Raw genomic sequence first — 22,198 nt, forward strand, 5'->3', positions numbered from 1 at the left:
GAGCGATGAGCGAACAACACCCCAGCCGCGTCGACTACGCGCACTTCCAGCCGATCACCACCCGCTGGCACGACAACGACATCTACGGCCACGTGAACAACGTGACCTACTACGGCTTCTTCGACACGGCGGTGAATACCTACCTGATCGAACGCGGCGGCCTGGATATTCACGACGGCGAGGTGGTGGGCTTCGTGGTCAGCTCCAGCTGCGACTATTTCGCCCCGGTGGCCTTCCCCGAGCGCATCGAGGTCGGCCTGCGGGTTGGCAAGCTGGGCAGCAGCTCGGTGCAGTACGAGCTGGCGATCTTCCGCCAAGGCGAGGACCTGGCCTGCGCGGCAGGCAGGTTCGTGCATGTGTTCGTCGATCGCTCGAGCAGTCGGCCGGTGCCGATTCCGGCGCCACTGCGTGAGGCGATGGAAGTACTGCTCCGCGCCTGAACGGCTTTCCGCAGGAGCAACTGTCTTCTTCTGAAAATCCGTGCCTGGGCCTCTCCCTCTCCCCCGCCCTCTCCCTGAAGGGAGAGGGAGCAGATCGTGCTAACGGACGCCATGGTTTCATCCTGCACCGAACGGTCCCCACTCCCTTCAGGGAGTGGGTTAGGGAGAGGGCAGGCCCCCGCGCAGGACTTCACGTAGGAGCGGACCTTGTCCGCGATGCTCTTGTGGAAGGCATCGAGGAGGACTCCATGGTCGCAGGAGCGATCCGAAGTCGTTGCAATCCGTAGGAGCGCCAGGGGCCAGTCATTGCGAAGGGAACGTTGCATCAGCCCACCGACTCACCACCCCATCGGATAATGCTCGATCCGGCACGGCCGCTCGTTCCCATCGTTCTTGCACGTCCCATCGAGGTACTGGTAGCGCATCCACACCCGCTGCCCCGGCGCCGGCCAGTGCCTGCGCGGGATCATGCTCTGCCAGTCGGCGCTCTCCGGCTCGAAGGCGATCACTGCGCCCTTGTCCGGGCATTGCGCCTCGGCGGGTCTGGCCTTGACCGATTCCACTCGCCCCTTGAGCCCCGGGTAAGGCTGTTTCACCGTCTCGGTGATCTCCACTTCCAGCCGGCATATCTGCCAGCTTCCGGCCTGCGCTGCATTCGCCAGCAACGGCGTCAACAACAGTCCGGCAACCGCTACAGCTTTCACGGATAGCTCCTTCTCGCCAGTGATCCCTGCTCGGCAAGCCTATACCAGCTTTGCCGAACCAGCCGGGACTTGCCCTGGGCGCCACCGCCGGCCTATGCTGGCCGCCGGTCGGCAGTTCACCCAGGCGTCGCCGCCTCCGTATGGAGAGCGCTAAACCTGCCGCGCGGTTCCCCGCACCCTTGACGATCCGACACACATTCCTTGAGTGCCGCATCGGAATACGGCGACCCCCGATAACCTCTACGCGAGGTCTTGGCACGCAACGAGGATTGCACTGTGTCCAGGCAACGCTTGCCCTTCAACGCCCCCGACATTTCCGCCCTGGCAAAATCGCTGGCGCGTCAGCTCGACGAGTCGCCCGAACGTCCCGGCCATGTCGAAATGCTCAATCTGCTGGCCCGCGCGGTTGGCTTTCGCAACTATCAGGCGCTGCGCGCCAGCCACCAGGCCGAGGCGCGTCTGGTGCGCGAGGCCGAGCCCGAGGCGGTAGTGGACTTCCGCCGCATCGAGCAGTGGCGGCGTTATTTCGACGAGTCCGGCTGCCTGCAACGCTGGCCGAAGAAGCACAGCCATCGCGAGGCCTGCCTCTGGGTGCTGTGGTCGCGGCTGCCGGCGCGCCAGCGCTGGAGCGAGCCGGAACTCAACGAGCGGCTACGCGCCCAGGAGTGCCTCGGCGATCACCTGCTGTTGCGCCGGGCGTTGGTCGACGGCGGCTGGCTTTCGCGCACCGACGACGGCAGCGAGTACTGGCGCATCGAGCGGCGTCCGCCGCAGGAGCTGAGCGCGCTGCTCTCCCTGTTGCCCGCTCTCCAGGCCTGAAATGAAAGAGCCCGCCGGAAGGCGGGCTCTTGGTTCAACACAGCATCAATCGTCGTCGTGATACTTGTGTTTGTGCTTATGGTGACCCTTGGCCTTGTGGTAGCCGTTGTCGTGATGGCCATCGTGGTCATCATCGTCATCGTTGTTCTTGTCGGACATGTGGTTGCCCAGCGCGCCGCCCGCGGCGCCGCCCAGGCCCGCACCGATGGTGCCGCCGGTGGAGCCACCGACCTTGTTGCCGATCACGGAGCCGCCCGCAGCACCCAGGCCGCCGCCAATGGCAGCCTCGGTCTTGTTGCCGTTCTTCGCGCCCATCGCGCCGCCGGCTGCGCCGCCAACGCCAGCGCCAATGGCTGCGCCGGTGGAGCCGCCCAGGGCGCCGCCTACGACGTTGCCCAGGGCACCGCCTACGCCGCTGCCAATGGCAGCCTTGGTGTCATCGGCCATGGCCTGGCTGGCCAGGAGGGCCAGCGCCAGAACAGAAAGAGTCTTACGCATCTTGCGAACCTGAATTTAGGAATGGGATGGGGAAATTGTCCCGCACACAAAACAGCCGGGCAACGCCTGCCCGGCTGTCAGTCATCATTTCCGTGGACTGATCGCGGTTTGCCTGCCGCGGATCAATCGTCCCAATGGCGACGATGGTGCTTGTGCTTGTACCAGCCGCGATGGCGGCCGTTATCGTGCCAGTCGCCGCGGTCGTAGTAGCGGGCACGACGGTAGCCGTGATGGTAGTCATCATCGTCGTCGTCGCGGTTGTTGTCGGCGTAGTGGTTGCCCAGTGCGCCGCCCGCGCCGCCGCCCAGGGCCGCGCCGATCAGACCGCCAGTGGTGCCGCCCATCTTGTTGCCGATCACCTGGCCGCCGGCTGCGCCCAGGCCACCGCCGATGGCGGCTTCTGTCTTGTTGCCGTGGCGGGCACCGACCGCACCACCGGCCGCACCGCCGATACCACTACCAATAGCGGCGCCGGTGCTGCCACCGACCGACTGGCCGATGACCGAACCCAATACCCCGCCCAGGGCGCCACCGACGCCGGCACGGGTGTCGCCGTCCGCGAAGGCGGTGCCACCAACCAGCGCAAGAGACAACAGGAGCATCGAGGAGTATTTCATAGAGAGGATCTCTCTGTGGGGATGTTGGAAGCGATCCTCGGTTCGTGCGAAGGCTCTGACAAGGCACTTCCGACGAATAACACGACTTTCATCAAATAATGCAAGTATTTGATTTAGGGTCAGAACTTTTTCGAGTTTGCGCGGTCTGAGTGTTATTCCGGGGCTTTGTTTTGTGTGTGTTTTTGACGAAAAGTGCTATTGCAATGATGGCTTTTCACGCTTGCCCCTGATGCCCTTCCGAGTTTAGCGTTCATTCCCTTCCTACGTATGCGATTCCGGCGGATTTTTCGCGGGATGTAATCTCCTGCGCGCCTGGAAAGGCCACGGGCGGGTAGGGCGTATAACGTTCGGCGTTATACGCCGCCTGAGCTCGGCCCCCGTCCGTGCGGACTTCCGCCTGGACGCCCGTCACGTGCGCTTCGAACTCAACCACTGCGCCAGCCGGCAATCAGCGCGTATCGGCGTACAACCGCGAACGGTTGTACGCCCTACGGGGCACAGGCCCCGGCTTGCCGCACAACATCAAACGATCCGCAGGCTCGGCCGGGCCTTCTCGATGCGGATGGCGACGAACTTGGAGGTCGGGGTGTAGCTGCCCACGCCGTGGCTTTCCAGCGGTACCAGCGGGTTGGTCTCCGGGTAGTAGGCCGCCGCCTGGCCGCTGGGGATGTCGTAGGCCAGCAGGGTGAAGCCGTTGACCCGGCGCTCCACGCCGTCCGCCCAGAGCGACACCATGTCGACCTTCTCGCCTGGCTCGAAGCCCAGGCGGTGGATGTCCGCTTCGTTGGCGAATACCACCTCGCGCTGGCCGCGCACGCCGCGGTAGCGGTCGTCCAGGCCATAGATGGTGGTGTTGTACTGGTCGTGGGAGCGCAGCGTCTGCAGGATCAGGTGCGGCTCCTGGCCGGACTGGCGGACTTTCTCGTGGACCAGGTCCGCCGGCAGCGGCTGGTCGTGGAAGTTGGCCTTGCCGCTGGCGGTGTTCCAGCGCCGGTCGGCGGCGGCGTTGCCCAGGTGGAAGCCGCCGGGGTGCGCCACGCGGCGATTGAAGTCGGCGAAGCCGGGGATGGTATCGGCGATCAGGTCACGGATGCGGTCGTAGTGGGCGATCAGCGCGTCCCAGTCCACCGGGTGGTTGCCCAGGGTGGCCTTGGCGATGCCGGCGATGATGGCGGGTTCCGAGCGCATCAGCTTCGAGGAAGGCTCCAGCTGGCCGAAAGACGCGTGGATCATGCTGAAGGAGTCTTCCACGGTTACCGCCTGTGGGCCTTCGGCCTGGCGGTCTATGTCGGTGCGGCCCAGGCACGGCAGGATCAGTGCATCGCCGCCCACTGTGAGGTGGCTGCGATTGAGCTTGGTGCTGATCTGCACGGTCAGTGCGCAGCGCTCCAGGGCGCGGTGGGTGCGCGGGCTGTCCGGGGTGGCCTGGGCGAAGTTGCCGCCCAGGCCGATGAAGACTTTCGCCTCGCCCTTGAGCATCGCCTCGATCGCCTCGACCGTGTTGTGGCCGTGCTCGCGCGGTACCTTGAAGTCGAAGCGGCGTTCGATAGCGTCGAGCAGGGCTGCCGGTGGGCGGTCGTTGATGCCCATGGTGCGGTCGCCCTGCACGTTGCTGTGGCCGCGCACCGGGCACAGGCCGGCGCCGGGGCGGCCGACGTTGCCGCGCAGCAGTTGCAGGCTGACCAGTTCCTGGATGGTCGGCACCGAATGGTGGTGCTGGGTGATGCCCATGGCCCAGCAAACGATCACGCGCTCGGCGCGGCGATACATGATCGCCGCCTGCTCGATCTCATCGAGGCTCAGGCCCGACTGCTGGACGATGTGGTCCCAGCTGGTGTCGTCCACCGTGGCCAGGTAGGCCTCGACGCCCTGGGTGTGTTCGGCGATGAAGGCGTGGTCGAACACCGCCGGCTCACCCTTGGCCTGGGCCTCGCGCTCCCACTGCAGGAGGAACTTGGCGATGCCGCGTACGGCGGCCATGTCGCCGCCCAGCGCCGGGCGGAAGAAGGCGGTGTTCAGCGGTTCGGAACCGTTGGTGAGCATCTCCAGCGCGTTCTGCGGGTGCTGGAAGCGCTCCAGTCCACGCTCCTTGAGCGGGTTGAAGGCGACCACCTGGGCACCGCGCTGCACCGCTTCGCGCAGTGGTTCGAGCATGCGCGGATGATTGGTGCCGGGGTTCTGACCGAACACGAAGATCGCGTCGGCATGCTCGAAGTCGTCGAAGGTTACGGTGCCCTTGCCGACGCCCACGCTCGCGCCCAGGGCCACGCCGCTGGCTTCGTGGCACATGTTCGAGCAGTCGGGGAAGTTGTTGGTGCCGTAGGCACGGACGAACAGCTGGTAGAGGAAGGCCGCCTCGTTGCTGGCCCGGCCTGAGGTGTAGAACTCGGCCTGGTCAGGGCTTTCCAGGGCGTTCAGGTGCTGGGCGATCAGGGCGAAGGCGTCGTCCCAGGCAATCGGCTGGTAGCGGTCGGTGGCCGGGTCGTAGCGCATCGGCTCGGTCAGGCGGCCCTGGTATTCGAGCCAGTAGTCGCTCTGCTCGCGCAGCGCGCTGACGCTGTGGCGGGCGAAGAAGGCAGCGTCCACGCGGCGCTTGGTCGCTTCCCAGTTCACTGCCTTGGCGCCGTTCTCGCAGAACTTCACCCGGCCGTCTTCGGGCGAGTCGCCCCAGGCGCAACCGGGGCAGTCGAAGCCGCCGCTCTGGTTGGTCTTGAGCAGTGCGCGCAGGTTCTTGAACGGCTGTTTGCTGTCCAGCCAGAAGCGGGTGACGCTGATCAGTGCGCCCCAACCAGCGGCCGGGCCTTTGTAGGGTTGATAGCGAGGTTTTACGGATTGCAGGCTCATGTGGGCTCTTTCTTGAAGGACGGCGGCGACGCTTTTTTCAGGGGGCGGTCAGACGGCTTTCGGAGCCGGGCTGTAGACGCGCGGGGCGCTGCGGTGGGGCAGATGGATCAGGTTCAGGTTGTGCTCGCGGGCCCACTGCACGGTGAGCGCGGTGGGAGCGGACAGGCTGACCAGGGTGGGTAGTCCGGCGCGCAGGGCCTTGTGGATCAGCTCCAGGCTGCAGCGGCTGGTGACCACGGCGAAGCCGTCGCGGAGGTCCAGGCGCTGGCGCTTGAGGGCGCCGACCAGCTTGTCGAGGGCGTTGTGCCGGCCGATGTCCTCGCGGCACAGGCGGATTTCGCCGCTGCCGTCGACGAACAGCGCGGCGTGCACGGCGCCGCTGCGGCGGGCGATTTCCTGGGCGGCATTCACCCGCTCGCGCAGGCCGGCCAGGTGGGCGGCGGGTGGTAGCGGTGCAGACGGCAGTACCGGTAGGTCCGGCAGCGCCTGGTCCAGCGCCTCGACACCGCACAGGCCGCAGCCGGTATTGCCGGCCAGCTGGCGCCGCTGCTCCTTGAGCGCCCAGAAGGCGCGGTTGCTGACCTGCACTTCGGCGGCAATTGCATCGCCGTGGGGCGTCAGGCGGATGTCATAGATGTCGTCGATGGATTCGATGAAGCCGGCGCCGAGGCTGAAGCCGTGGACGAAATCTTCCAGATCGTTCGGCGAGACCATCATCACGGCCTGGCTGAGGCCGTTGTAGGCGATGGCCAGGGCGACTTCGTCGGCCAGCGGGGTGCTGCCGATGTCGCTTTCCGGGGTGAGTTCGGCGTAGGCGTAGCCGTCGACGGGGGCGTCGGCGGACGTGTCGGGAGCCCGGACCTCGGCGGCGGCCGGGCGGGCGATCAAGCAAGGCATGGGCTGAGCCCTATGGTTCTCTAGTAATAGCGCCAGACTAGGCCGATACGCGGGGAGCGTCTAATGGGTAGTTTCGATACCGTGATCGACGCCGTCTATCACTCGGTCGGAGAGTCGTCCAACAGCGTGGCCGCTTCGCGGAAGCAGGCTTCGGCCAGGGCCGAGCGCGGCTCGCTGCGGCGAATGATCAACCCCAGTGGGGAGAGGGTGCGGGCGTCCTCTATCGGGGTGAGGGCGAAGTGCTCTCCCTGGGCGTCCAGCCCACTGCCCAGCGGCATGATTGCGCAGCACAGGCCGCGCTCCACGGCTTGCAGCAACTGGTGCACGGCGTCCGTTTCCAGACGCGGCCGGGGTGTCAGGCCACGGCTGCGAAAACCATGGTCGATGGACTGGCGAAAATGCATGCCGGTCGACAGCAGGCCCAGGGGCAGGTCCGCCAGGGCGTCCCAGCCGAGGGTCGGGCTGTCGAACTGGAAGTGCCGGCGGTCGTGCAGCAGACCCATCCGCGTGCCGGCCAGTTCCAGTCCTTCGAAGTGCTCACGGTCGAGGCGGTCGAGGTAGGACAGGCCGAGGTCCAACTGGTTGCGGCCAAGGCCTTCGAGAATGTTCTCCGAGCTCAGCGCGTAGAGCTGGAAGCGCAGCTCCGGGTGGCGCTGGGCGAACAGCTCGATCAGCCGCATGGGGTCGAAACCCGCCAGCGGCACCAGGCCCAGGCGCAGGGTGCCGACCAGTTGGCCCCGGCAGGCGGCGGCCTCGGCGTACAGGCCGTCGTGGGCGGCCAGCAGGCTGCGGGCCCAGGCCAGCACGCGCTCGCCGGCCTCGGTGAAGCCTTCGAAGCGCTGCCCGCGCCGCACCAGCTCCAGGCCCAGTTCCTCCTCCAGGCTGCGCAGGCGCATCGACAGGGTCGGCTGGGTGACGTGGCAGCGTGCCGCCGCCTGGCCGAAATGCCGCGTCTCGTCGAGGGCGCAGAGGAACTTGAGCTGTTTGATGTCCATCGCTGGATGGCTCCGGGAGGCGGCTTTCAGTCGGTAAAAAGGCTGGGCTGGGAATAATCCGGCGGGCGTTACCAATCTTGCCGACTAGACTCCTAGCGCACGCGGTCTGCCCAATGCCGGCCGCCTGTCACTGTAACTGTAGGGAGATTGGAAATGGGCATTTTTGCTTTTGTGAAGGAAGCCGGCGAGAAGCTGTGGGAAAGCATCGTGGGCCAGGAGGCGCAGGCCGCCGAATCGCTCAAGGAGCATATCGCCAAGGTCGGCCTGGGCAACCCGAACATCCAGGTCAGCGTCGAGGGCGACAAGGTGATCGCCACCGGCGAAGTGGCCAGCCAGGAGGAGAAGGAGAAGATCCTGCTGACCCTGGGCAACGTCGCGGGTGTCTCCGGCGTGGAAGACCACATCACCGTCGCCACGCCGGCCCCGGAAGCGCGCTTCGTCACCGTGAAGAAGGGCGACACCCTGAGCGCCATCGCCAAGGCCGAGTACGGCAACGCCAACGCCTACATGAAGATCTTCGAGGCGAACAAGCCGATGCTCAGCCATCCGGACAAGATCTATCCCGGCCAGGTGCTGCGGATTCCGGCGTAACGCCCACGAGCCCGGCCCAGTGCCGGGCTCTTTTTTGCCGAGCGGGAATCAGAGCCCTTCGATCAGCGTCCGGTAGCTGTCCTGGGCGGCGAACTCCTCGGTGTCCTTGGGCCCGCCACGGCTGTCGGGCTGGCGCACCGCCAGCAGGTGGCCGACGCCGAACTGCCGCGCCGCGCGCAGGATCGGCAGGCTGTCATCGATGAACAGGCTGCGTGCCGGGTCGAAGCCGATATCGGCCTGCAGCGCCTGCCAGAACTGCCGGTCTTCCTTGGGGTAGCCGTAGTCGTGGGAGCTGATCAGGCGGTCGAACCAGGGCGCGAGCTCGACCCGTTCCAGTTTCAGTGACAGCGAGTCGCGGTGGGCGTTGGTGATCAGCACCGCGCGCTTGTCGTGCAGGCGCAGCGCGGCGAGGAACAGGTCGGCATCCGGGCGCAGGGCGATGAGGTGGGCGACCTCGCGCTTGAGGTCGCGGACCGACAGCTTCAGCTCGCGGGTCCAGAAGTCCAGGCAGTACCAGTTGAGTTGTCCGGCATGCTCGCGGAACAGCGGCAGCAGCTCGGCGTCGGCCTGCTCGCGGCTGATGCCGTGGTGTTCGGCGTAACGCCTGGGCAGGTGTTCGAGCCAGAAATGGTTGTCGAAGTGCAGGTCGAGCAGGGTTCCGTCCATGTCGAGCAGGACGGTATCGATGGCTGACCAGGGCAGGCTTGGCATGGTGGGCTCGGTAACAGGGTGTCGTAATTGCGCAGTGAATCGGCAGGCTCCGCGCAACATCCGACACGGACAATCGGAGAAGGCGGGTTATCATAGCCGACCCGGCCACCCCCAGGAGTCGCCCCATGCGTCAGAAACCCACGGTGCTCGCCCGCGAGATCGTCGCCAAAAGCCGACTGTTCGCCGTCGAAGAGCTGCAATTGCGCTTCTCCAACGGTGTGGAGCGCACCTATGAGCGGCTGGTGGGCAAGGGGCAGGGCTATGGCGCGGTGATGGTGGTCGCGATGCTCGATGCCGAGCATGTGGTTCTGGTCGAGGAATACTGCGCCGGGGTCGACGAATACCAGCTGTCGCTGCCCAAGGGGCTGGTGGAGCCGGGCGAGGACATCCTCGCCGCCGCCGACCGCGAGCTCAAGGAGGAGGCCGGCTACGGCGCCCACGAACTCGAGCACATCACCGAACTGTCGCTGTCGCCCGGCTACATGAGCCAGCGCATCCAGGTGGTGCTGGCGCGCAATCTCTATCCCGAAAGCCTGCCCGGCGACGAGCCGGAGCCGATGCGGGTGGACAAGATCAGTCTGCGGGAGCTGTCCAGCCTCGCCCAGCATGCCCAGTTCAGCGAAGGACGCGCACTGGCCGCGCTCTACCTGGTGCGCGACCTGTTGACCCAACGAGGAGAATACCAACCGTGATGCATGCCTTTCTTCCCGCGGTCATCGACCTGGTGCACAAGGCCGGCGACGTGATCCTGCCGTTCTGGCGCAGTGATCTGAACGTCGAACAGAAGGCCGACGAGTCGCCGGTGACCGCCGCCGACCTGGCCGCCCACCGCCTGCTGGCCGACGGTCTGCGCGCGTTGGCGCCGGAAGTGCCGGTGCTGTCGGAGGAAGACTGCAACATCCCGCTTGAGCAGCGTGCCCAGTGGACGCGCTGGTGGCTGGTGGACCCGCTGGACGGCACCAAGGAGTTCATCGCCGGCAGCGAGGAGTTCACCGTCAACGTGGCGCTGATCGAGCGCGGTCGGGTGGTGTTCGGTGTCGTCGGCATCCCCGCCAGCGGCCGTTGCTACTACGGCGGCACCGGGCTTGGCGCGTGGCGCGAGGAGCGCGGTGGCGATCCGCAGGAAATCAGCGTGCGGGTCAGCCCGGCCGAAGCCTTCACCGTGGTGGCCAGCAAGCGCCATTCGAGCCCTGCCCAGGAGCGCCTGCTGGCCGGCCTGGCGGAGCGTTTCGGCGACCTGGAACTGGCCAATATCGGCAGTTCCCTGAAGTTCTGTCTGCTGGCCGAGGGCTCGGCGGACTGTTATCCGCGCCTCGCGCCCACCTCGCAGTGGGATACCGCGGCGGCCCAGGGCGTCCTGGAAGGTGCCGGCGGCGAAATGCTTGACCTGCATGGCCAGGTCTTCACCTATGAGGCGCGGGATACGCTGCTCAATCCGTCGTTCCTCGCCCTGCCGAAGGCCGCGGAATGGCGTGAGGAACTGATCCAGCTGGCGCGTGCGCTGGACTGATTGGCCCTGCCGCATTGCGTAGTAGCGAGCTTGCTCGCGAACCAGCCTGACGCCGGTGTTGCCGGTCGACCCGTTCGCGAGCAAGCTCGCTCCTACAAAGACCTTCTTCTACCGTCGTGATCCATGCCTGAATTACCCGAAGTCGAAACCACCCGCCGGGGCATTGCGCCCTACCTCGAAGGCCAGCGCGTCAGTCGCGTGATCGTCCGTGAGCGCCGTCTGCGTTGGCCGATACCCGATGACCTCGACGTGCGCCTCTCCGGGCAGCGCATCCTGCAGGTGGAACGGCGGGCCAAGTACCTGCTGCTCAATGCCGAGGTCGGCACGCTGATCAGCCACCTGGGCATGTCAGGCAGCCTGCGCCTGGTCGAGTGCGGGCTGCCGGCGGCGCGACATGAGCATGTGGACATCGAGCTGGAGTCGGGCCTGGCGTTGCGCTACACCGATCCCCGGCGCTTCGGCGCGTTGCTGTGGAGCCAGGCGCCGCTGGAGCATGAGTTGCTCCGTCATCTCGGGCCGGAGCCGCTGACCGAAGCCTTCGAGGGCGAGCGGCTGTACCAGATGTCCCGCGGGCGCAGCATGGCGGTGAAGCCCTTCATCATGGACAACGCGGTGGTGGTCGGCGTGGGCAACATCTACGCCACCGAGGCACTGTTCGCTGCCGGCATCGACCCGCGCCGCGAGGCCGGTACTATCTCCCGGGCCCGCTACCTGAAGCTGGCGCAGGAGATCAAACGCATCCTGGCGATCGCCATCGAGCGCGGTGGTACCACGCTGCGCGATTTCGTCGGCGGCGACGGCCAGCCGGGTTACTTCCAGCAGGAGCTGTTCGTCTACGGACGCGGCGGCGAGTTCTGCAAGGTCTGCGGCTCGACCCTGCGCGAGGTCCGGCTCGGCCAGCGCGCCAGCGTGTACTGTCCGCGCTGCCAACGTTGACGCTCGCCACCCCCGTTACTCTGTCGCTCTAAAATAATCCATAACAACAATGGCCCCTCTCGAGGGGGCCACCAGGTGATTCATGTCCGGTAATTATCTGCCCCGCAACCCCATGGCCGAGGCGCTCGGCCATGCCATGCTGCGCGTTGCGGGCTGGCGCATCGAGGGCTCGCTGCCCGCTCTCGACAAGTTCGTGGTGATCGGCGCCCACCATACCTCCAACTGGGATTTCATGCTGTTCCTCGCCGCCAAGTTCGTGCTGCGCCTGAACGCGCGGTGGTTTGGCAAGCACACCCTGTTCAGTGGCCCGCTGGGCGGACTGATGCGTCGCTGGGGCGGCATCCCGATCCAGCGGCACCTCAAGCTCAATACCGTGGACCAGGCGGTGCAGGCCTTCCGCGAAAGCCGCGAGATGATGCTGATCCTCTCGCCGGAGGGCACCCGCAAGAAGGTCGAACGCTGGAAGATGGGCTTCTACCACATCGCTCGTGGCGCGGGCGTGCCCATCGTCCTGGCCGCGCTGGACTATCCGGGGCGGCGCATCGTCATCGGCGAGCCCTTCTGGCCGACGGGGGATGAGGCGGTCGATCTGCGGCGGATGCTGGATTTCTACCGGCCGTTTGTACCGAAAAAGCCTGAATATGCATTCTTCGGCGATTGAAGGCTGTCACGCGACAAGTCACGGAGCGCTGTTATAGTTAATGGCAGTCTGCCTGCCCAACTACATAAAAAGGACTTCTCTCCATGAACCTGTTTCGCACCACCGCCGTTGTCCTGGCACTGACCTGCGGGCTGTCGGCGATGCCGGCCGTCGCCGAAGAAGTGGTGGCTTCCAGCACCAGCGGCGACCCGATCTACACCGTCGAGGCTCCGCCCGGCTACGCCATGATGGGCGACCTGATCTTCGCCCGTCCGCTGCTGATCGCCGCCACCGTGGTGGGCGCCGCTGCGTTCGTGGTTACCCTGCCGTTCAGCGCGCTGGGTGGCAACGTCAAGGAAGCGGGCCAGGCGCTGGTGGTCGAGCCGGGCAAGTCCGCCTTCGTTCGCTGCCTGGGCTGCACCAAGAGCGGCTACAAGCAGGACTGAGTCCTGCCCTTGGGGACGGCTGCTTCGGGCCGTCCCGTGATAGCGAGCGCATCCTTGGTGATGCGTCGATTGCAGCAGGTAACGTATGGATACGACCCGGCTGAAGAAGCACCTGCGTCCCGTGCTTCTGTTGCTGGTTGCCGTTGGTCTTGGCTATAGCTTCTGGTCCAGTGCCGGTCTGCTGCAGTTGGGCGCGGGGCTGGCATTGTTCCTGTTCGGCATGCAGTGCCTGGAAGAGGGCCTGCGCGACCTGGCTGGTAGCCAACTGGAGCGCTGGCTGGAGAAAAGTACCGCGACCCGTGGCAAGAGCCTGCTGTTCGGCCTTGTCGGCACCTTCCTGCTGCAGTCCTCCACCCTGGTTTCCCTGCTCACCATCGCCTTCATCAGCACGGGGCTGATCCAGCTGGCCGGTGGTATCGCCATTCTCTTCGGCGCCAACCTCGGCGCCACCAGTGGCATCTGGCTGCTCGCCCTGGCCGGGCAGAACCTCAGCTTGAGTCCGCTTGCCCTGCCGCTGCTGGTGTTCGGCGTGCTGATGGGTTTCAACGGTGACAAGAGCAAGGCGGCCGGGCGCATCCTCCTGGGGATCGCTTTCATCTTCCTGGGCATCGACCAGATCAAGGAAGGTTTCCAGAGCTTCGGCGATGCCCTGGATGCCAGCGAACTACAGGCCGAAGGTATGCTCGGTTCGCTGCTGTTCGTCACTTTCGGCATGCTGATCACCGTGGTGCTGCAATCCAGCCACGCCACCCTGATGCTCACCCTGGCGGCACTGGCCGGCGGCCAGCTGGAGCTTGGCCAGAGCCTGGCCATTGCCATCGGTTCCAACGTCGGCAGCAGCGTCACCACGGCCTTCGTCGGCTCCCTGGGCGGCAACCGCAGCGGGCAGCGGCTGGCGCTGGCGCACGTGCTGTTCAACGTGGTGACTGGTGTGCTGACCTTCATCCTGCTCTCGCCCCTGACCTGGCTGGTGCACGCGCTGGTGACGCCATTCGGGCTGGCGGACAACCCGATGATCCAGCTGGCGCTGTTCCACACGCTGTTCAACGGCATGGGCGTGCTGCTGTTCTGGCCGTTGCAGGGGGCCCTGGCCAAGGCGCTGGTGCGCTGGTTGCCGGAGGTGGAGGAGCCGCCGGTGCTGATCACCGACATGGCGCCCGCCGAGCCGAGCATCGAGCGCACCCACGCGCGCTACCTCAACGAGCGGGCACTGGACTCCGCCGACGCTTCTGCCAGCGCGGTGCTGCAGGAGCTGCGCCACCTGGGCCGGTTGAGCATCGAGGTGATCTGCCACGCGCTGTACCTGCCGGTGGAAATGCTCAGCCAGCCGCGTGTGGACGAGGGCCAGTTGCAGGCTGCGCCTGACCGCCACGCGCTGTCCGCGGAGGTGCTCTACCAGCGCCATATCAAGGGCGTCTACGGCGACCTGTTGAGCTTCATGGGCCGCCTGGACGTGCCGCTGGACGAGGAGCACCAGCGGCTCTGGCTGTCCTGCCAGGTGGTGGCGCTGCAACTGGTGGATGCGGTGAAGGACGCCAAGCACCTGCAGAAGAACCTCGGCCAGGCCCTGCAGGGCGAACCGTCGAGCACACGCGAGGCCTATGTGGAACTGCGCCGCCACTTGCTCGGCATGCTGCGGGAAGTACGGGCGATGGGGGCGCTGATTGGTGGTGAGCTGCCGGAAGACGCGCTCCTGGCGCGCCTGCAACTGCTCGACGAAAGCGCCGCGGCGTTCGACACGGCCTTCCGCCAGCGGCTGTTCGCTGCGGTGCGCCAGCAGAAGCTGGATGGTCTGCAGACCAGCTCGCTGATGAACGACCTGGGCTATGCCAGCCGCATCGTCCAGAGCCTGCGCAACGTGCTGCAGCTGGGCACCGAACATGGCCTGTTCGAGCCGCAGGACGACGACGCGCCAGCCCTGATTCTTCCCTGAGGCGCCCCTGACGAGCCGGCCCTGATCAGCGCAGCGGCATCGCCAGCTCGGTGGCGATGCCGATACCGCGCGGATCGCTGGCCGTCTGTACCGCTCCTGATTTCTTGTTCCACAGCAGCACCTGCTGGTTGCCGTAGGCGCGGCCGACATCCTTGAGCGTGTAGCCACGGCGGCTCAGCTCGGCCATCTCGCTGCCGCTGAAGGCGCGCGGCTCGTGCTCGATCACGTCCGGCAGGTACTGATGGTGGTAGCGCGGGGACGAAACCCACTGCTGGATCGGCTTGCCATCCAGGTAATCCAGCATCGACAGCAGCACCATGCTGGGAATTCGGCTGCCGCCGGGGGTACCGAAGGCCGCCAGTTCCGTGGGGCTCTCGATGAAGCTCGGGCTCATGCTCGACAGCGGGCGCTTACCGGAGGCCACGGCGTTGGCCTGGCTGCCGGCCAGTTGATAGGCGTTGGCGCCGCTGACGTCGGTGGCGAAGTCATCCATCTCGTCATTGAGCAGCACGCCGGTGCCGGGCACGGTGAAGGCGGCGCCAAACGGCAGGTTGACCGAGAGGGTGGCGGCCACCGCATTGCCGTCCGCGTCCATGACCACGAAGTGGGTGGTGTGGTCACCCTCGCGCCAGGCCGGCGCCGGGGGTAGGGAAGCGCTCGGGGTGGCGCGCTGCGGGTCGATGCCGCCGGCGAGGCGCTTGAGGTAGTCGGGGGCGAGCAGTTGCGTCACCGGATTGGCGACGCGGTCGGGGTCGCCCAGCAGGCCGCGGTCACGATAGGCGCGGCGCAGCACTTCCACCACATAGTGGGCGCGCTGCACCGGCTCGGCCTTCTGCCAGGGCAGTTGCTGCAGCATCCCCAGGCTCTGGGCCAGGGCGACGCCGCCGGCGGAGGGCGGCGGGGCGCTGATCAGTTCCTTGCCGTCGGCCAGCGGATAGCGCAGCGCCGGGCGCTCCACGGTGCGGTAGCTGGCCAGGTCCTCCAGGCTCCAGACGCCGCCGGCGGCGCGGACGCCCTGCACCAGCTTGTCGGCGGTATCGCCTTCGTAGAAGCCGATCCGGCCATAACGGGCCAGGCGCTCCAGGGTGCGCGCCAGCTCCGGTTGGCGCACCAGGTCCCATTCTTCAGGCAGGTTGCCGCTGGGGAGGAAGATGCGCGCGGTTTCACGGTCCTTGCGCATGGCGTCCAGGCGCCAGGACGCGCGGTCGATGTAGATGCGGTCGACGGAGACGCCGTCGGTGGCCAGGCGGATCGCTGGCACCAGGTTATTAGCCAGGGTCTTTTTGCCGTAGCGGCTGGTGATGTCCGCCAGCGCCGCGGGCAGGCCGGGGATGCCGGCGGCCAGCGCGCCGTTGATCGACAGCTGCGGGTCGACCTTGCCGTTGCGCTCGTACATCCGCGCATGGGCGGCCAGCGGGGCGCGCTCGCGGGCGTCGATGAAGCGGTAGGTCGGCGGGTCGCCGGCCTGGCGCAGCAGGAAGAAGCCGCCGCCGCCCAGGCCCGAGCCATAGGGTTCGGCCACTGCCAGCGCGGCGCTGATGGCCACGGCGGCGTCGAAGGCGTTACCGCCGTCGGCGAGGGTTTCCAGGCCGGCCACGGTGGCGGCCGGGTGGGCAGTGGCAACGCCGGCCTGCGCCGGGTGTTCCGCGGCATGCAGGGCGGCGCTCAGCAGCAGGAGGCTGCAGAAGCCGAGCAGGGTGGCGCGGGAGCGGATATTCAACAGGGACATGGCATCTCACGAACCGCCGGCTGCACCGGCTGGAAAACCTGATTGGGCGAACTAGGGAGGATAGACAATCCCGTGGCCCAAGGGTTTGTGAGAGCTCAATGAAAAAATATCGAAATGCGCGCGATCAGGCCTTGCCGGTGAGCTTCTTGTACTTCTCCATCAGCTGCTCCTTGCTCTCGACGTTGTTTTCGTCGAGAGGGATGCAGTCGACCGGGCACACCTGCTGGCACTGCGGCTCGTCGTAGTGGCCGACGCACTCGGTGCACAGGTTCGGGTCGATCACGTAGATCTCCTCACCCTGGGAGATCGCGGCATTGGGGCACTCGGGTTCGCAGACGTCGCAGTTGATGCAATCGTCAGTGATTTTCAGGGACATCGAACAACTCCAACCAGGGCGGCAGCCATGGCGATCGGTAGCAACAATGGTGAAATTGTGCCGTATCGGCGCGCTCGTTGCACGCGAAGTGGGATCAGAGGAGGGACTGTCGCCGCCATCCTTGGCGGCCACGCGTATCAGCGCTTGAAGCGCTCGGCCAGGGCGCTGGCCACGGCGGGGTGGACGAACTTGGTGATATCGCCGCCCAGCGCCGCGATTTCGCGCACCAGGGTGGAGGAGATGAAGGAGTACTTCTCCGACGGGGTGAGGAACATGCTTTCGAGGTCGGGAGCGAGCTGGCGGTTCATGTTGGCCAGCTGGAATTCGTACTCGAAGTCCGACACCGCGCGCAGGCCGCGCAGCAGGATGTTGGCGTTCTGTTCCTTGGCGAAGTGCGCGAGCAGCGAGGAGAAGCCGACGACTTCGACGTTGGGCAGGTGCGAGGTGACCTGGCGAGCCAGCTCGACCCGTTGCTCCAGCGGGAACAGGGGGTTCTTCTTGGGGCTGGCGGCGACGGCAATGATCACCTGGTCGAACAGTCGCGAGGCGCGTTCGACCAGATCCGCATGGCCTTTGGTGATGGGGTCGAAGGTACCCGGGTACAGCACTCGATTCATCGCGGCGTCCTGGTCGGCTCTTGTTGGCAGGCTGGGCATCAGCGGGGCGGATGGTAACGCAGCATGTCCGTGGGGCCAAGCGACCTTGGTAGTGCTTCCGCGCGCGGACTACCTGAGTTTATCGGCGGCGGACCATGCAGTCACGCGCAGGCCCCGTGCCAGAGCCTGCGCGGCCGGCTTCGCGGTCGCTGCCCCCTTGTAGGAGCGAGCTTGCTCGCGAACCGCCCGGCTCCGATTTCTCCGGGAAACCCTGGTTCGCGAGCAAGCTCGCTCCTACGAAAGGCCGCCGGCATGGGCGGCCGGGGAATCGCTTCAGGCCTTGCCCAGGCGCTTGGCCAGGGCATCTGCCAGTTGCGCGGTAAGGCCGTACACCGACAGCTGCGGGTTGGCGCCGATGCTGGTGGGGAACAGCGAGCCGTCGTGGATCGACAGGTTCTGCAGCTGGTGGTGGCGGCCGAGGCTGTCGCACACCGACTGCTTCGGGTCCTCTCCCATGGCGCAGCCGCCCATCACGTGGGCGCTGCCCAGGCGGGTGCGGTACAGCTCCAGGCTCAGGCCGTCGATCAGCGCGTGGGCTTCCTTGGCGGTCTTCACATAGCCGGCGTCGGCGTGCAGCGGCAGTACGGCCTTGGCGCCGGCGGCGAACTGGATGTCGGCCATGGTGTGGAAGGCGCGGCGGATGCCGTCCCAGGTGTAGTCGGTCATCTGGTAGTCGAGCACCGGGGTGTCGTCGCCGCGCAGGCTGACGCTGCCGACCGCGCTGTCGGGGTGGAAGCCGTCGCGCATCAGGGCGAGGAGCACGTTGGTGTGCGGCAACTGTTCCATGCGCATGGCGTTGTCCTCGCCGAAGCGGCCGAGCAGGGTAGCGGTCAGCGAGGGTTGCAGCGGCGGCACTTCGAGCTTGTAGGACATGCGCCCGGTGGCGCCGTCGTCCCACTGGAAGTGGTCGGAGTAGATCGACTGCGGCGCGCCGTAGAAGGGGTTGATCACCTCGTCGAACAGCGCGGCGCTGAAGTTCACCACGTGCAGGAAGGTGCGCTGGCCGACGCGGCCGTTCGGGTCCGGGGCCTTGGAGCGCATGAGGATCGCCGGAGTGTTGATACCGCCGCCGGAGAGCACGTAGTGGCGCGCCTTGACGGTGATCTTGCGGCCGGTGGGGGCGACGCAGCGCTCGTCCATGGCCAGGCATTCCAGGCCGCTGACCTTGTCGCCGTCGATCAGCAGGCGGTTGGCGCGGGCGAGGTAGAGCAACTCGCCGCCCTTGTCGAGGGTGGCCGGAATGGTGGTCACCAGCATCGATTGCTTGGCGTTGGTCGGGCAGCCCATCCCGCAGTAGCCGAGGTTCCAGCAGCCGCGTACGTTGCGCGGGATGACTTTCCAGTGCAGGCCGAGCTTGTCGCAGCCCTTGCGGATCACGTCGTTGTTGGCGTTCGGCGGCAGTGCCCAGGGCGCGACGCCCAGGCGCTGTTCCATCTTCTCGAACCAGGGCGCCATCTCGGCGACGCTGTGGCCCTTCACACCGTGCTCCTTGGCCCAGTGGTCCAGGGTAGGCTCCGGCGTGCGGAAGCTGGAGGTCCAGTTGACCAGGGTGGTGCCGCCCACCGCGCGGCCCTGGAGGATGGTGATGGCGCCGTCCTTGCTCATCCGGCCGATGCCTTCCTGGTACAGGGTCGGGTAGGCCTCGGCTTCCTGCATCTTGAAGTCGGAGCTGGTGCGCAGCGGGCCTTCCTCCACCAGCAGCACTTTGTAGCCGGCGGCGCTGAGGGTTTCGGCGGTGGTGCCGCCGCCCGCGCCGGTGCCGACGATCACCACGTCGGCTTCGAGGGTCAGGTCGTTTTCCAGGCGTGAGCCGTCATGGACTTTCCAGCCACCGGCAAGGCCAGCGGCGAACAGATCGGGTACAGGCATCGGGATTCTCTCAGGCGAATTCTTGTTGTTCTGGCCGGGTCAGACCTTCGGCGGGCCGGGGTAGCCGCAGTGCCCCCAGGACTCCGGGCGGCCATACCAGGCCATCAGGACCAGTTGCAGCAGCGAGCTGTGGCCCATCTTCAGCAGCGAGATCGAGCTGTTCTGCCAGCGTTCGAGGAAGTGCTTCACGTCGGCAGCGCTGGCGTTGTCCCAGCTGCCCCAGATGCCGGTCAGCGGGCCGCGGGTGATCGGCAGGGCAAGCACGTCGAACAGCTGGACGGTGAGCTTGAGCATTTCCGGAGAGAGACGGTCCAGGCCGAAGTCGAGGCTTTCCAGGGTGCCCTTGACCGCATCGGCCATGCGCTCGGCGGGCACGGCGCCGGCCAGCATCACCGGGATCAGGGCGCGCAGGAAGGGCATGTCGGAGTCGCGCAGGACCTTGTAGCCGTTGGCCGGCACGCTGGCCGAGCAGCCGCTCAGGGTGGCGGTGACGCCGGCGGTGGCGAGGAAGGCGCCACCGAGCAGGCCGACTTTGAGGACGCCGCGCCGGGACAGGCCCGGTGCGCTCAGGGAGGTGTCTGTCATTCTTGTTGGTCACCTACGATGGAGAGTACCTGTGAAGAGCGCCGCCGGGGTTGCCGGCGGCCAGGAAGATCAGCGGATGAACAGCTTGTACACCAGCTTCTGCAGCGACTTGCCATAGGGCGGGTAGATCACCCGGGCGGCATTGAAGCGCGGCTTGCTGAACACGCCCTTGGCCTTGGAGAAGGTCAGGAAGCCTTCATGGCCGTGGTAGTGCCCCATGCCCGAGGGGCCGACGCCGCCGAACGGCATATCGTCCTGGGCCACGTGCAGCAGGGTGTCGTTCAGGCACACGCCGCCCGAATGGGTCTGCGCCAGCACGTGATCCTGCTCGCGCTTGTCGTAGCCGAAGTAGTACAGCGCCAGCGGGCGGTCGCGCTCGTTGATGTAGCGCAGCGCCTCGTCCAGGCTCTGGTAGGGGATCACCGGCAGCAGCGGGCCGAAGATTTCCTCCTGCATCACCTTCATCTCGTCGTTCACGTTCAGCAGCAGCGCCTGCGGCAGTCGGCGGCCCTGGGCCTGCGGGAACAGCGGGATGACCGTGGCGCCGCGTGCCTTGGCGTCGGCCAGGTAGCCGTTCAGGCGCGACAGCTGGCGCTCGTTGATGATCGCGGTGTAGTCCGGGTTGTTCTCCAGTTTCGGGAAGAAGCCCTGCACCACCTGGCGGTAGCTGTCGACGAACTCGTCGACGCGGTTGTGCGGCACCAGCACGTAGTCAGGCGCCACGCAGGTCTGCCCGGCGTTGAGCGACTTGCCGAAGGCGATGCGCTCGGCGGCGTCCTTCATCGGCACGCTGGTGGAGACGATGGCCGGCGACTTGCCGCCCAGTTCCAGGGTCACCGGGGTGAGGTTCTCGGCGGCGGCGCGCATCACGTGCTTGCCGATGCTGGTGGCGCCGGTGAACAGCAGGTGGTCGAAGGGCAGCCTGGAGAAGGCCACGCCCACTTCCACCTCGCCTTCGACGACCGCCACCATGTCCTCGGGGAAGATCTTCGCCAGCAGCGTCTTGAGCATGCGCGCGGTGGCGGGGGTGGATTCGCTCATCTTGATCATCACCCGGTTACCGGCGGCCAGCGCGCCGGTCAGCGGGCCGATGGCGAGGAATAGCGGGTAGTTCCACGGCACGATCACCCCCACCACGCCCAGCGGCTGGTAGATGACCTTGGCCGTGGCCGGCTGGAACTGCATGCCCACGCTGCGGCGCGACGGCTTCATCCACTTCTTCACGCGCTTGGCCGCGTAGTGCACGCCATGCAGGCTGGGCATCACCTCGGCGAGCAGGGTCTCGTCGGCCGAGCGGTTGCTGAAGTCGCTGTTGATCGCGTCGATGATCGCCTGCTGCTCGGTGACCAGCAGGTTGGCGAGGCTCTTCAGCCAGGCGATGCGCTGGCCGGCGTCGGGCATCGGGTTGGCGCGGTACGCCTGACGCTGGCGTTCGAGGAGGGATTCCAGCTGGCTGATCTGCTGCTGGCTCTGCTGCAGGTAGGCGATGTCGGCGACCATGACGGGCTCCTTGGCGGAAGCGGCTGGGGAAGCGTCCGGTGGGTAGGCGCTTCGTGTTGTTGTACTGTCGCTGGATTTTTAGAGCAATTACTCTAGACTGTCAATCAGCATGCCGTGTCCGCGTCGCCAGGCCCAGCCAACGAAAAGTTGGGATGCGCCTGCCCAGGTGTTACGCGGTAGCAATCGGTGTACCTTTGCCCCGCAATCCGTCTTCACGAGTTCCGCGAATGGCCCCACGCATCAAGACCCGCGAGCGCATCGTCCAGGCCAGCCTGGAGCTGTTCAACGCCCAGGGCGAGCGCAGCGTCACCACCAACCACATCGCCGCCCACCTGGGCATTTCGCCGGGCAACCTGTACTACCACTACCGCAACAAGCAGGCGATCATCGCCGAGCTGTTCGCCGAGTACGAAGGCTATGTGGACCAGTTCCTGCGCGTGCCGGACGACCGCGCGCTGATGGTGGAAGACAAGATCTACTACCTCGAATCGCTGCTGGAGGCGATGTGGCGCTACCGCTTCCTGCACCGCGACCTCGAGCACCTGCTCGACGCCGACCCGGAACTGGCCGCCAACTACCGCAGCTTCGCCCGCCGCGCGCTGGTCAACGCCAAGGCCGTGTATCGCGGCTTCGTCGATGCCGGCATCCTGCTGATGGATGACACCCAGCTCGAATCGCTGACCCTCAATGCCTGGATCATCCTCACCTCCTGGGTGCGCTTCCTCTGCACCACCCGCGAGGTGACCGGCGACCTCAGCGAAGCCCTGCTGCGCCGGGGGCTCTACCAGGTGCTGGCGCTGGAAAGCGGGCATATCGCCCCGGATGCGCGCGAGGCGGTGGCAGCGGTGTTCGATCGGTTGTACGTGCCGCTGGACGACTGATTTTTTCGCGGGGCTCTCGTC

23 protein-coding genes are annotated in these 22,198 nt (G+C 66.4%); 10 read left to right on the forward strand and 13 right to left on the reverse strand.

What is annotated here, in order from left to right:
- The first annotated feature begins 5 nt into the window (after window positions 1-5).
- Window positions 6-440, forward strand: a complete 435-nt coding sequence (locus tag O6P39_RS01625; RefSeq protein ID WP_275609748.1) for a thioesterase family protein — start codon at window positions 6-8, stop codon at window positions 438-440.
- Between the two features lie 338 nt (window positions 441-778).
- On the opposite strand, the gene O6P39_RS01630 is transcribed toward O6P39_RS01625, so the two are convergent.
- Window positions 779-1,144, reverse strand: a complete 366-nt coding sequence (locus tag O6P39_RS01630) for a hypothetical protein (RefSeq protein WP_275609749.1) — start codon at window positions 1,142-1,144, stop codon at window positions 779-781.
- A gap of 276 nt (window positions 1,145-1,420) precedes the next feature.
- Here O6P39_RS01630 and O6P39_RS01635 point away from each other — a divergent pair, with 276 nt between their 5' ends.
- Window positions 1,421-1,963: a DUF2087 domain-containing protein gene (locus tag O6P39_RS01635; RefSeq protein WP_275609750.1), complete on the forward strand. Its 543-nt coding sequence runs from the start codon at window positions 1,421-1,423 to the stop codon at window positions 1,961-1,963.
- Window positions 1,964-2,008: 45 nt separating this feature from the next.
- On the opposite strand, the gene O6P39_RS01640 is transcribed toward O6P39_RS01635, so the two are convergent.
- From O6P39_RS01640 to O6P39_RS01660, 5 genes are all read right to left on the reverse strand, one after another.
- Entirely contained in the window at window positions 2,009-2,461 is a 453-nt protein-coding gene (locus O6P39_RS01640) for a glycine zipper domain-containing protein (protein WP_275609751.1), read from the reverse strand.
- 122 nt (window positions 2,462-2,583) lie between these two features.
- Window positions 2,584-3,078: a hypothetical protein gene (locus O6P39_RS01645; RefSeq protein ID WP_275609752.1), complete on the reverse strand. Its 495-nt coding sequence runs from the start codon at window positions 3,076-3,078 to the stop codon at window positions 2,584-2,586.
- A 522-nt stretch (window positions 3,079-3,600) separates the two neighbouring features.
- Window positions 3,601-5,922: an FdhF/YdeP family oxidoreductase gene (locus O6P39_RS01650; protein WP_275609753.1), complete on the reverse strand. Its 2,322-nt coding sequence runs from the start codon at window positions 5,920-5,922 to the stop codon at window positions 3,601-3,603.
- Between the two features lie 48 nt (window positions 5,923-5,970).
- A complete protein-coding gene (fdhD, locus tag O6P39_RS01655; RefSeq protein ID WP_275609754.1) occupies window positions 5,971-6,819 on the reverse strand; it encodes a formate dehydrogenase accessory sulfurtransferase FdhD in 849 nt (282 codons plus the stop codon).
- Between the two features lie 98 nt (window positions 6,820-6,917).
- Window positions 6,918-7,814, reverse strand: a complete 897-nt coding sequence (locus O6P39_RS01660; protein WP_275609755.1) for a LysR family transcriptional regulator — start codon at window positions 7,812-7,814, stop codon at window positions 6,918-6,920.
- A 153-nt stretch (window positions 7,815-7,967) separates the two neighbouring features.
- On the opposite strand from O6P39_RS01660, the gene lysM reads away from it, so the two are divergent.
- Window positions 7,968-8,405 carry a peptidoglycan-binding protein LysM gene (gene lysM / locus O6P39_RS01665; RefSeq protein WP_275609756.1) on the forward strand — a complete coding sequence of 146 codons (438 nt, stop codon included), beginning with the start codon at window positions 7,968-7,970 and terminating at the stop codon, window positions 8,403-8,405.
- Window positions 8,406-8,453: 48 nt separating this feature from the next.
- Here lysM and yrfG read toward each other — a convergent pair whose 3' ends face one another.
- Window positions 8,454-9,116, reverse strand: coding sequence for a GMP/IMP nucleotidase (gene yrfG, locus O6P39_RS01670; protein WP_275609757.1), 663 nt, complete (start codon window positions 9,114-9,116; stop codon window positions 8,454-8,456).
- 125 nt (window positions 9,117-9,241) lie between these two features.
- On the opposite strand from yrfG, the gene nudE reads away from it, so the two are divergent.
- From nudE to O6P39_RS01700, 6 genes are all read left to right on the forward strand, one after another.
- Window positions 9,242-9,808, forward strand: coding sequence for an ADP compounds hydrolase NudE (gene nudE / locus O6P39_RS01675; RefSeq protein WP_275609758.1), 567 nt, complete (start codon window positions 9,242-9,244; stop codon window positions 9,806-9,808).
- Complete coding sequence (gene cysQ / locus O6P39_RS01680) at window positions 9,808-10,626, forward strand: 3'(2'),5'-bisphosphate nucleotidase CysQ (RefSeq protein ID WP_275609759.1); 819 nt, start codon at window positions 9,808-9,810, stop codon at window positions 10,624-10,626. The genes nudE and cysQ overlap by 1 nt, the downstream gene beginning before the upstream one ends.
- A gap of 123 nt (window positions 10,627-10,749) precedes the next feature.
- Window positions 10,750-11,562: a bifunctional DNA-formamidopyrimidine glycosylase/DNA-(apurinic or apyrimidinic site) lyase gene (mutM, locus tag O6P39_RS01685; protein ID WP_275609760.1), complete on the forward strand. Its 813-nt coding sequence runs from the start codon at window positions 10,750-10,752 to the stop codon at window positions 11,560-11,562.
- An 82-nt stretch (window positions 11,563-11,644) separates the two neighbouring features.
- Window positions 11,645-12,223: a lysophospholipid acyltransferase family protein gene (locus O6P39_RS01690; RefSeq protein ID WP_275609761.1), complete on the forward strand. Its 579-nt coding sequence runs from the start codon at window positions 11,645-11,647 to the stop codon at window positions 12,221-12,223.
- An 83-nt stretch (window positions 12,224-12,306) separates the two neighbouring features.
- Window positions 12,307-12,648: a multidrug transporter gene (locus tag O6P39_RS01695; protein ID WP_275609762.1), complete on the forward strand. Its 342-nt coding sequence runs from the start codon at window positions 12,307-12,309 to the stop codon at window positions 12,646-12,648.
- Window positions 12,649-12,733: 85 nt separating this feature from the next.
- Window positions 12,734-14,581 carry a Na/Pi symporter gene (locus O6P39_RS01700; RefSeq protein ID WP_275609763.1) on the forward strand — a complete coding sequence of 616 codons (1,848 nt, stop codon included), beginning with the start codon at window positions 12,734-12,736 and terminating at the stop codon, window positions 14,579-14,581.
- 25 nt (window positions 14,582-14,606) lie between these two features.
- Here the strand turns inward: O6P39_RS01700 and O6P39_RS01705 are convergent, their stop codons facing one another.
- From O6P39_RS01705 to O6P39_RS01730, 6 genes are all read right to left on the reverse strand, one after another.
- Window positions 14,607-16,310 (reverse strand): gamma-glutamyltransferase family protein, encoded by a 1,704-nt coding sequence (locus tag O6P39_RS01705; protein ID WP_275609764.1) that lies wholly within the window; start codon window positions 16,308-16,310, stop codon window positions 14,607-14,609.
- A gap of 124 nt (window positions 16,311-16,434) precedes the next feature.
- On the reverse strand, window positions 16,435-16,686 hold the full coding sequence (locus O6P39_RS01710) for a YfhL family 4Fe-4S dicluster ferredoxin (RefSeq protein WP_207885708.1): 252 nt from the start codon (window positions 16,684-16,686) through the stop codon (window positions 16,435-16,437).
- A gap of 137 nt (window positions 16,687-16,823) precedes the next feature.
- A complete protein-coding gene (gene coaD / locus O6P39_RS01715) occupies window positions 16,824-17,303 on the reverse strand; it encodes a pantetheine-phosphate adenylyltransferase (protein ID WP_184590535.1) in 480 nt (159 codons plus the stop codon).
- 312 nt (window positions 17,304-17,615) lie between these two features.
- Window positions 17,616-19,211: a GMC family oxidoreductase gene (locus O6P39_RS01720; protein ID WP_275609765.1), complete on the reverse strand. Its 1,596-nt coding sequence runs from the start codon at window positions 19,209-19,211 to the stop codon at window positions 17,616-17,618.
- A gap of 39 nt (window positions 19,212-19,250) precedes the next feature.
- Window positions 19,251-19,796, reverse strand: coding sequence for a twin-arginine translocation pathway signal protein (locus O6P39_RS01725; protein WP_275609766.1), 546 nt, complete (start codon window positions 19,794-19,796; stop codon window positions 19,251-19,253).
- A 69-nt stretch (window positions 19,797-19,865) separates the two neighbouring features.
- A complete protein-coding gene (locus O6P39_RS01730; RefSeq protein WP_275609767.1) occupies window positions 19,866-21,296 on the reverse strand; it encodes a coniferyl aldehyde dehydrogenase in 1,431 nt (476 codons plus the stop codon).
- Window positions 21,297-21,523: 227 nt separating this feature from the next.
- On the opposite strand from O6P39_RS01730, the gene O6P39_RS01735 reads away from it, so the two are divergent.
- A complete protein-coding gene (locus O6P39_RS01735) occupies window positions 21,524-22,177 on the forward strand; it encodes a TetR/AcrR family transcriptional regulator (protein ID WP_275609768.1) in 654 nt (217 codons plus the stop codon).
- The last annotated feature ends 21 nt before the right edge of the window (window positions 22,178-22,198 follow it).

Source organism: Pseudomonas sp. PSE14, assembly GCF_029203285.1.
Classification (GTDB): Bacteria; Pseudomonadota; Gammaproteobacteria; order Pseudomonadales; family Pseudomonadaceae; genus Pseudomonas.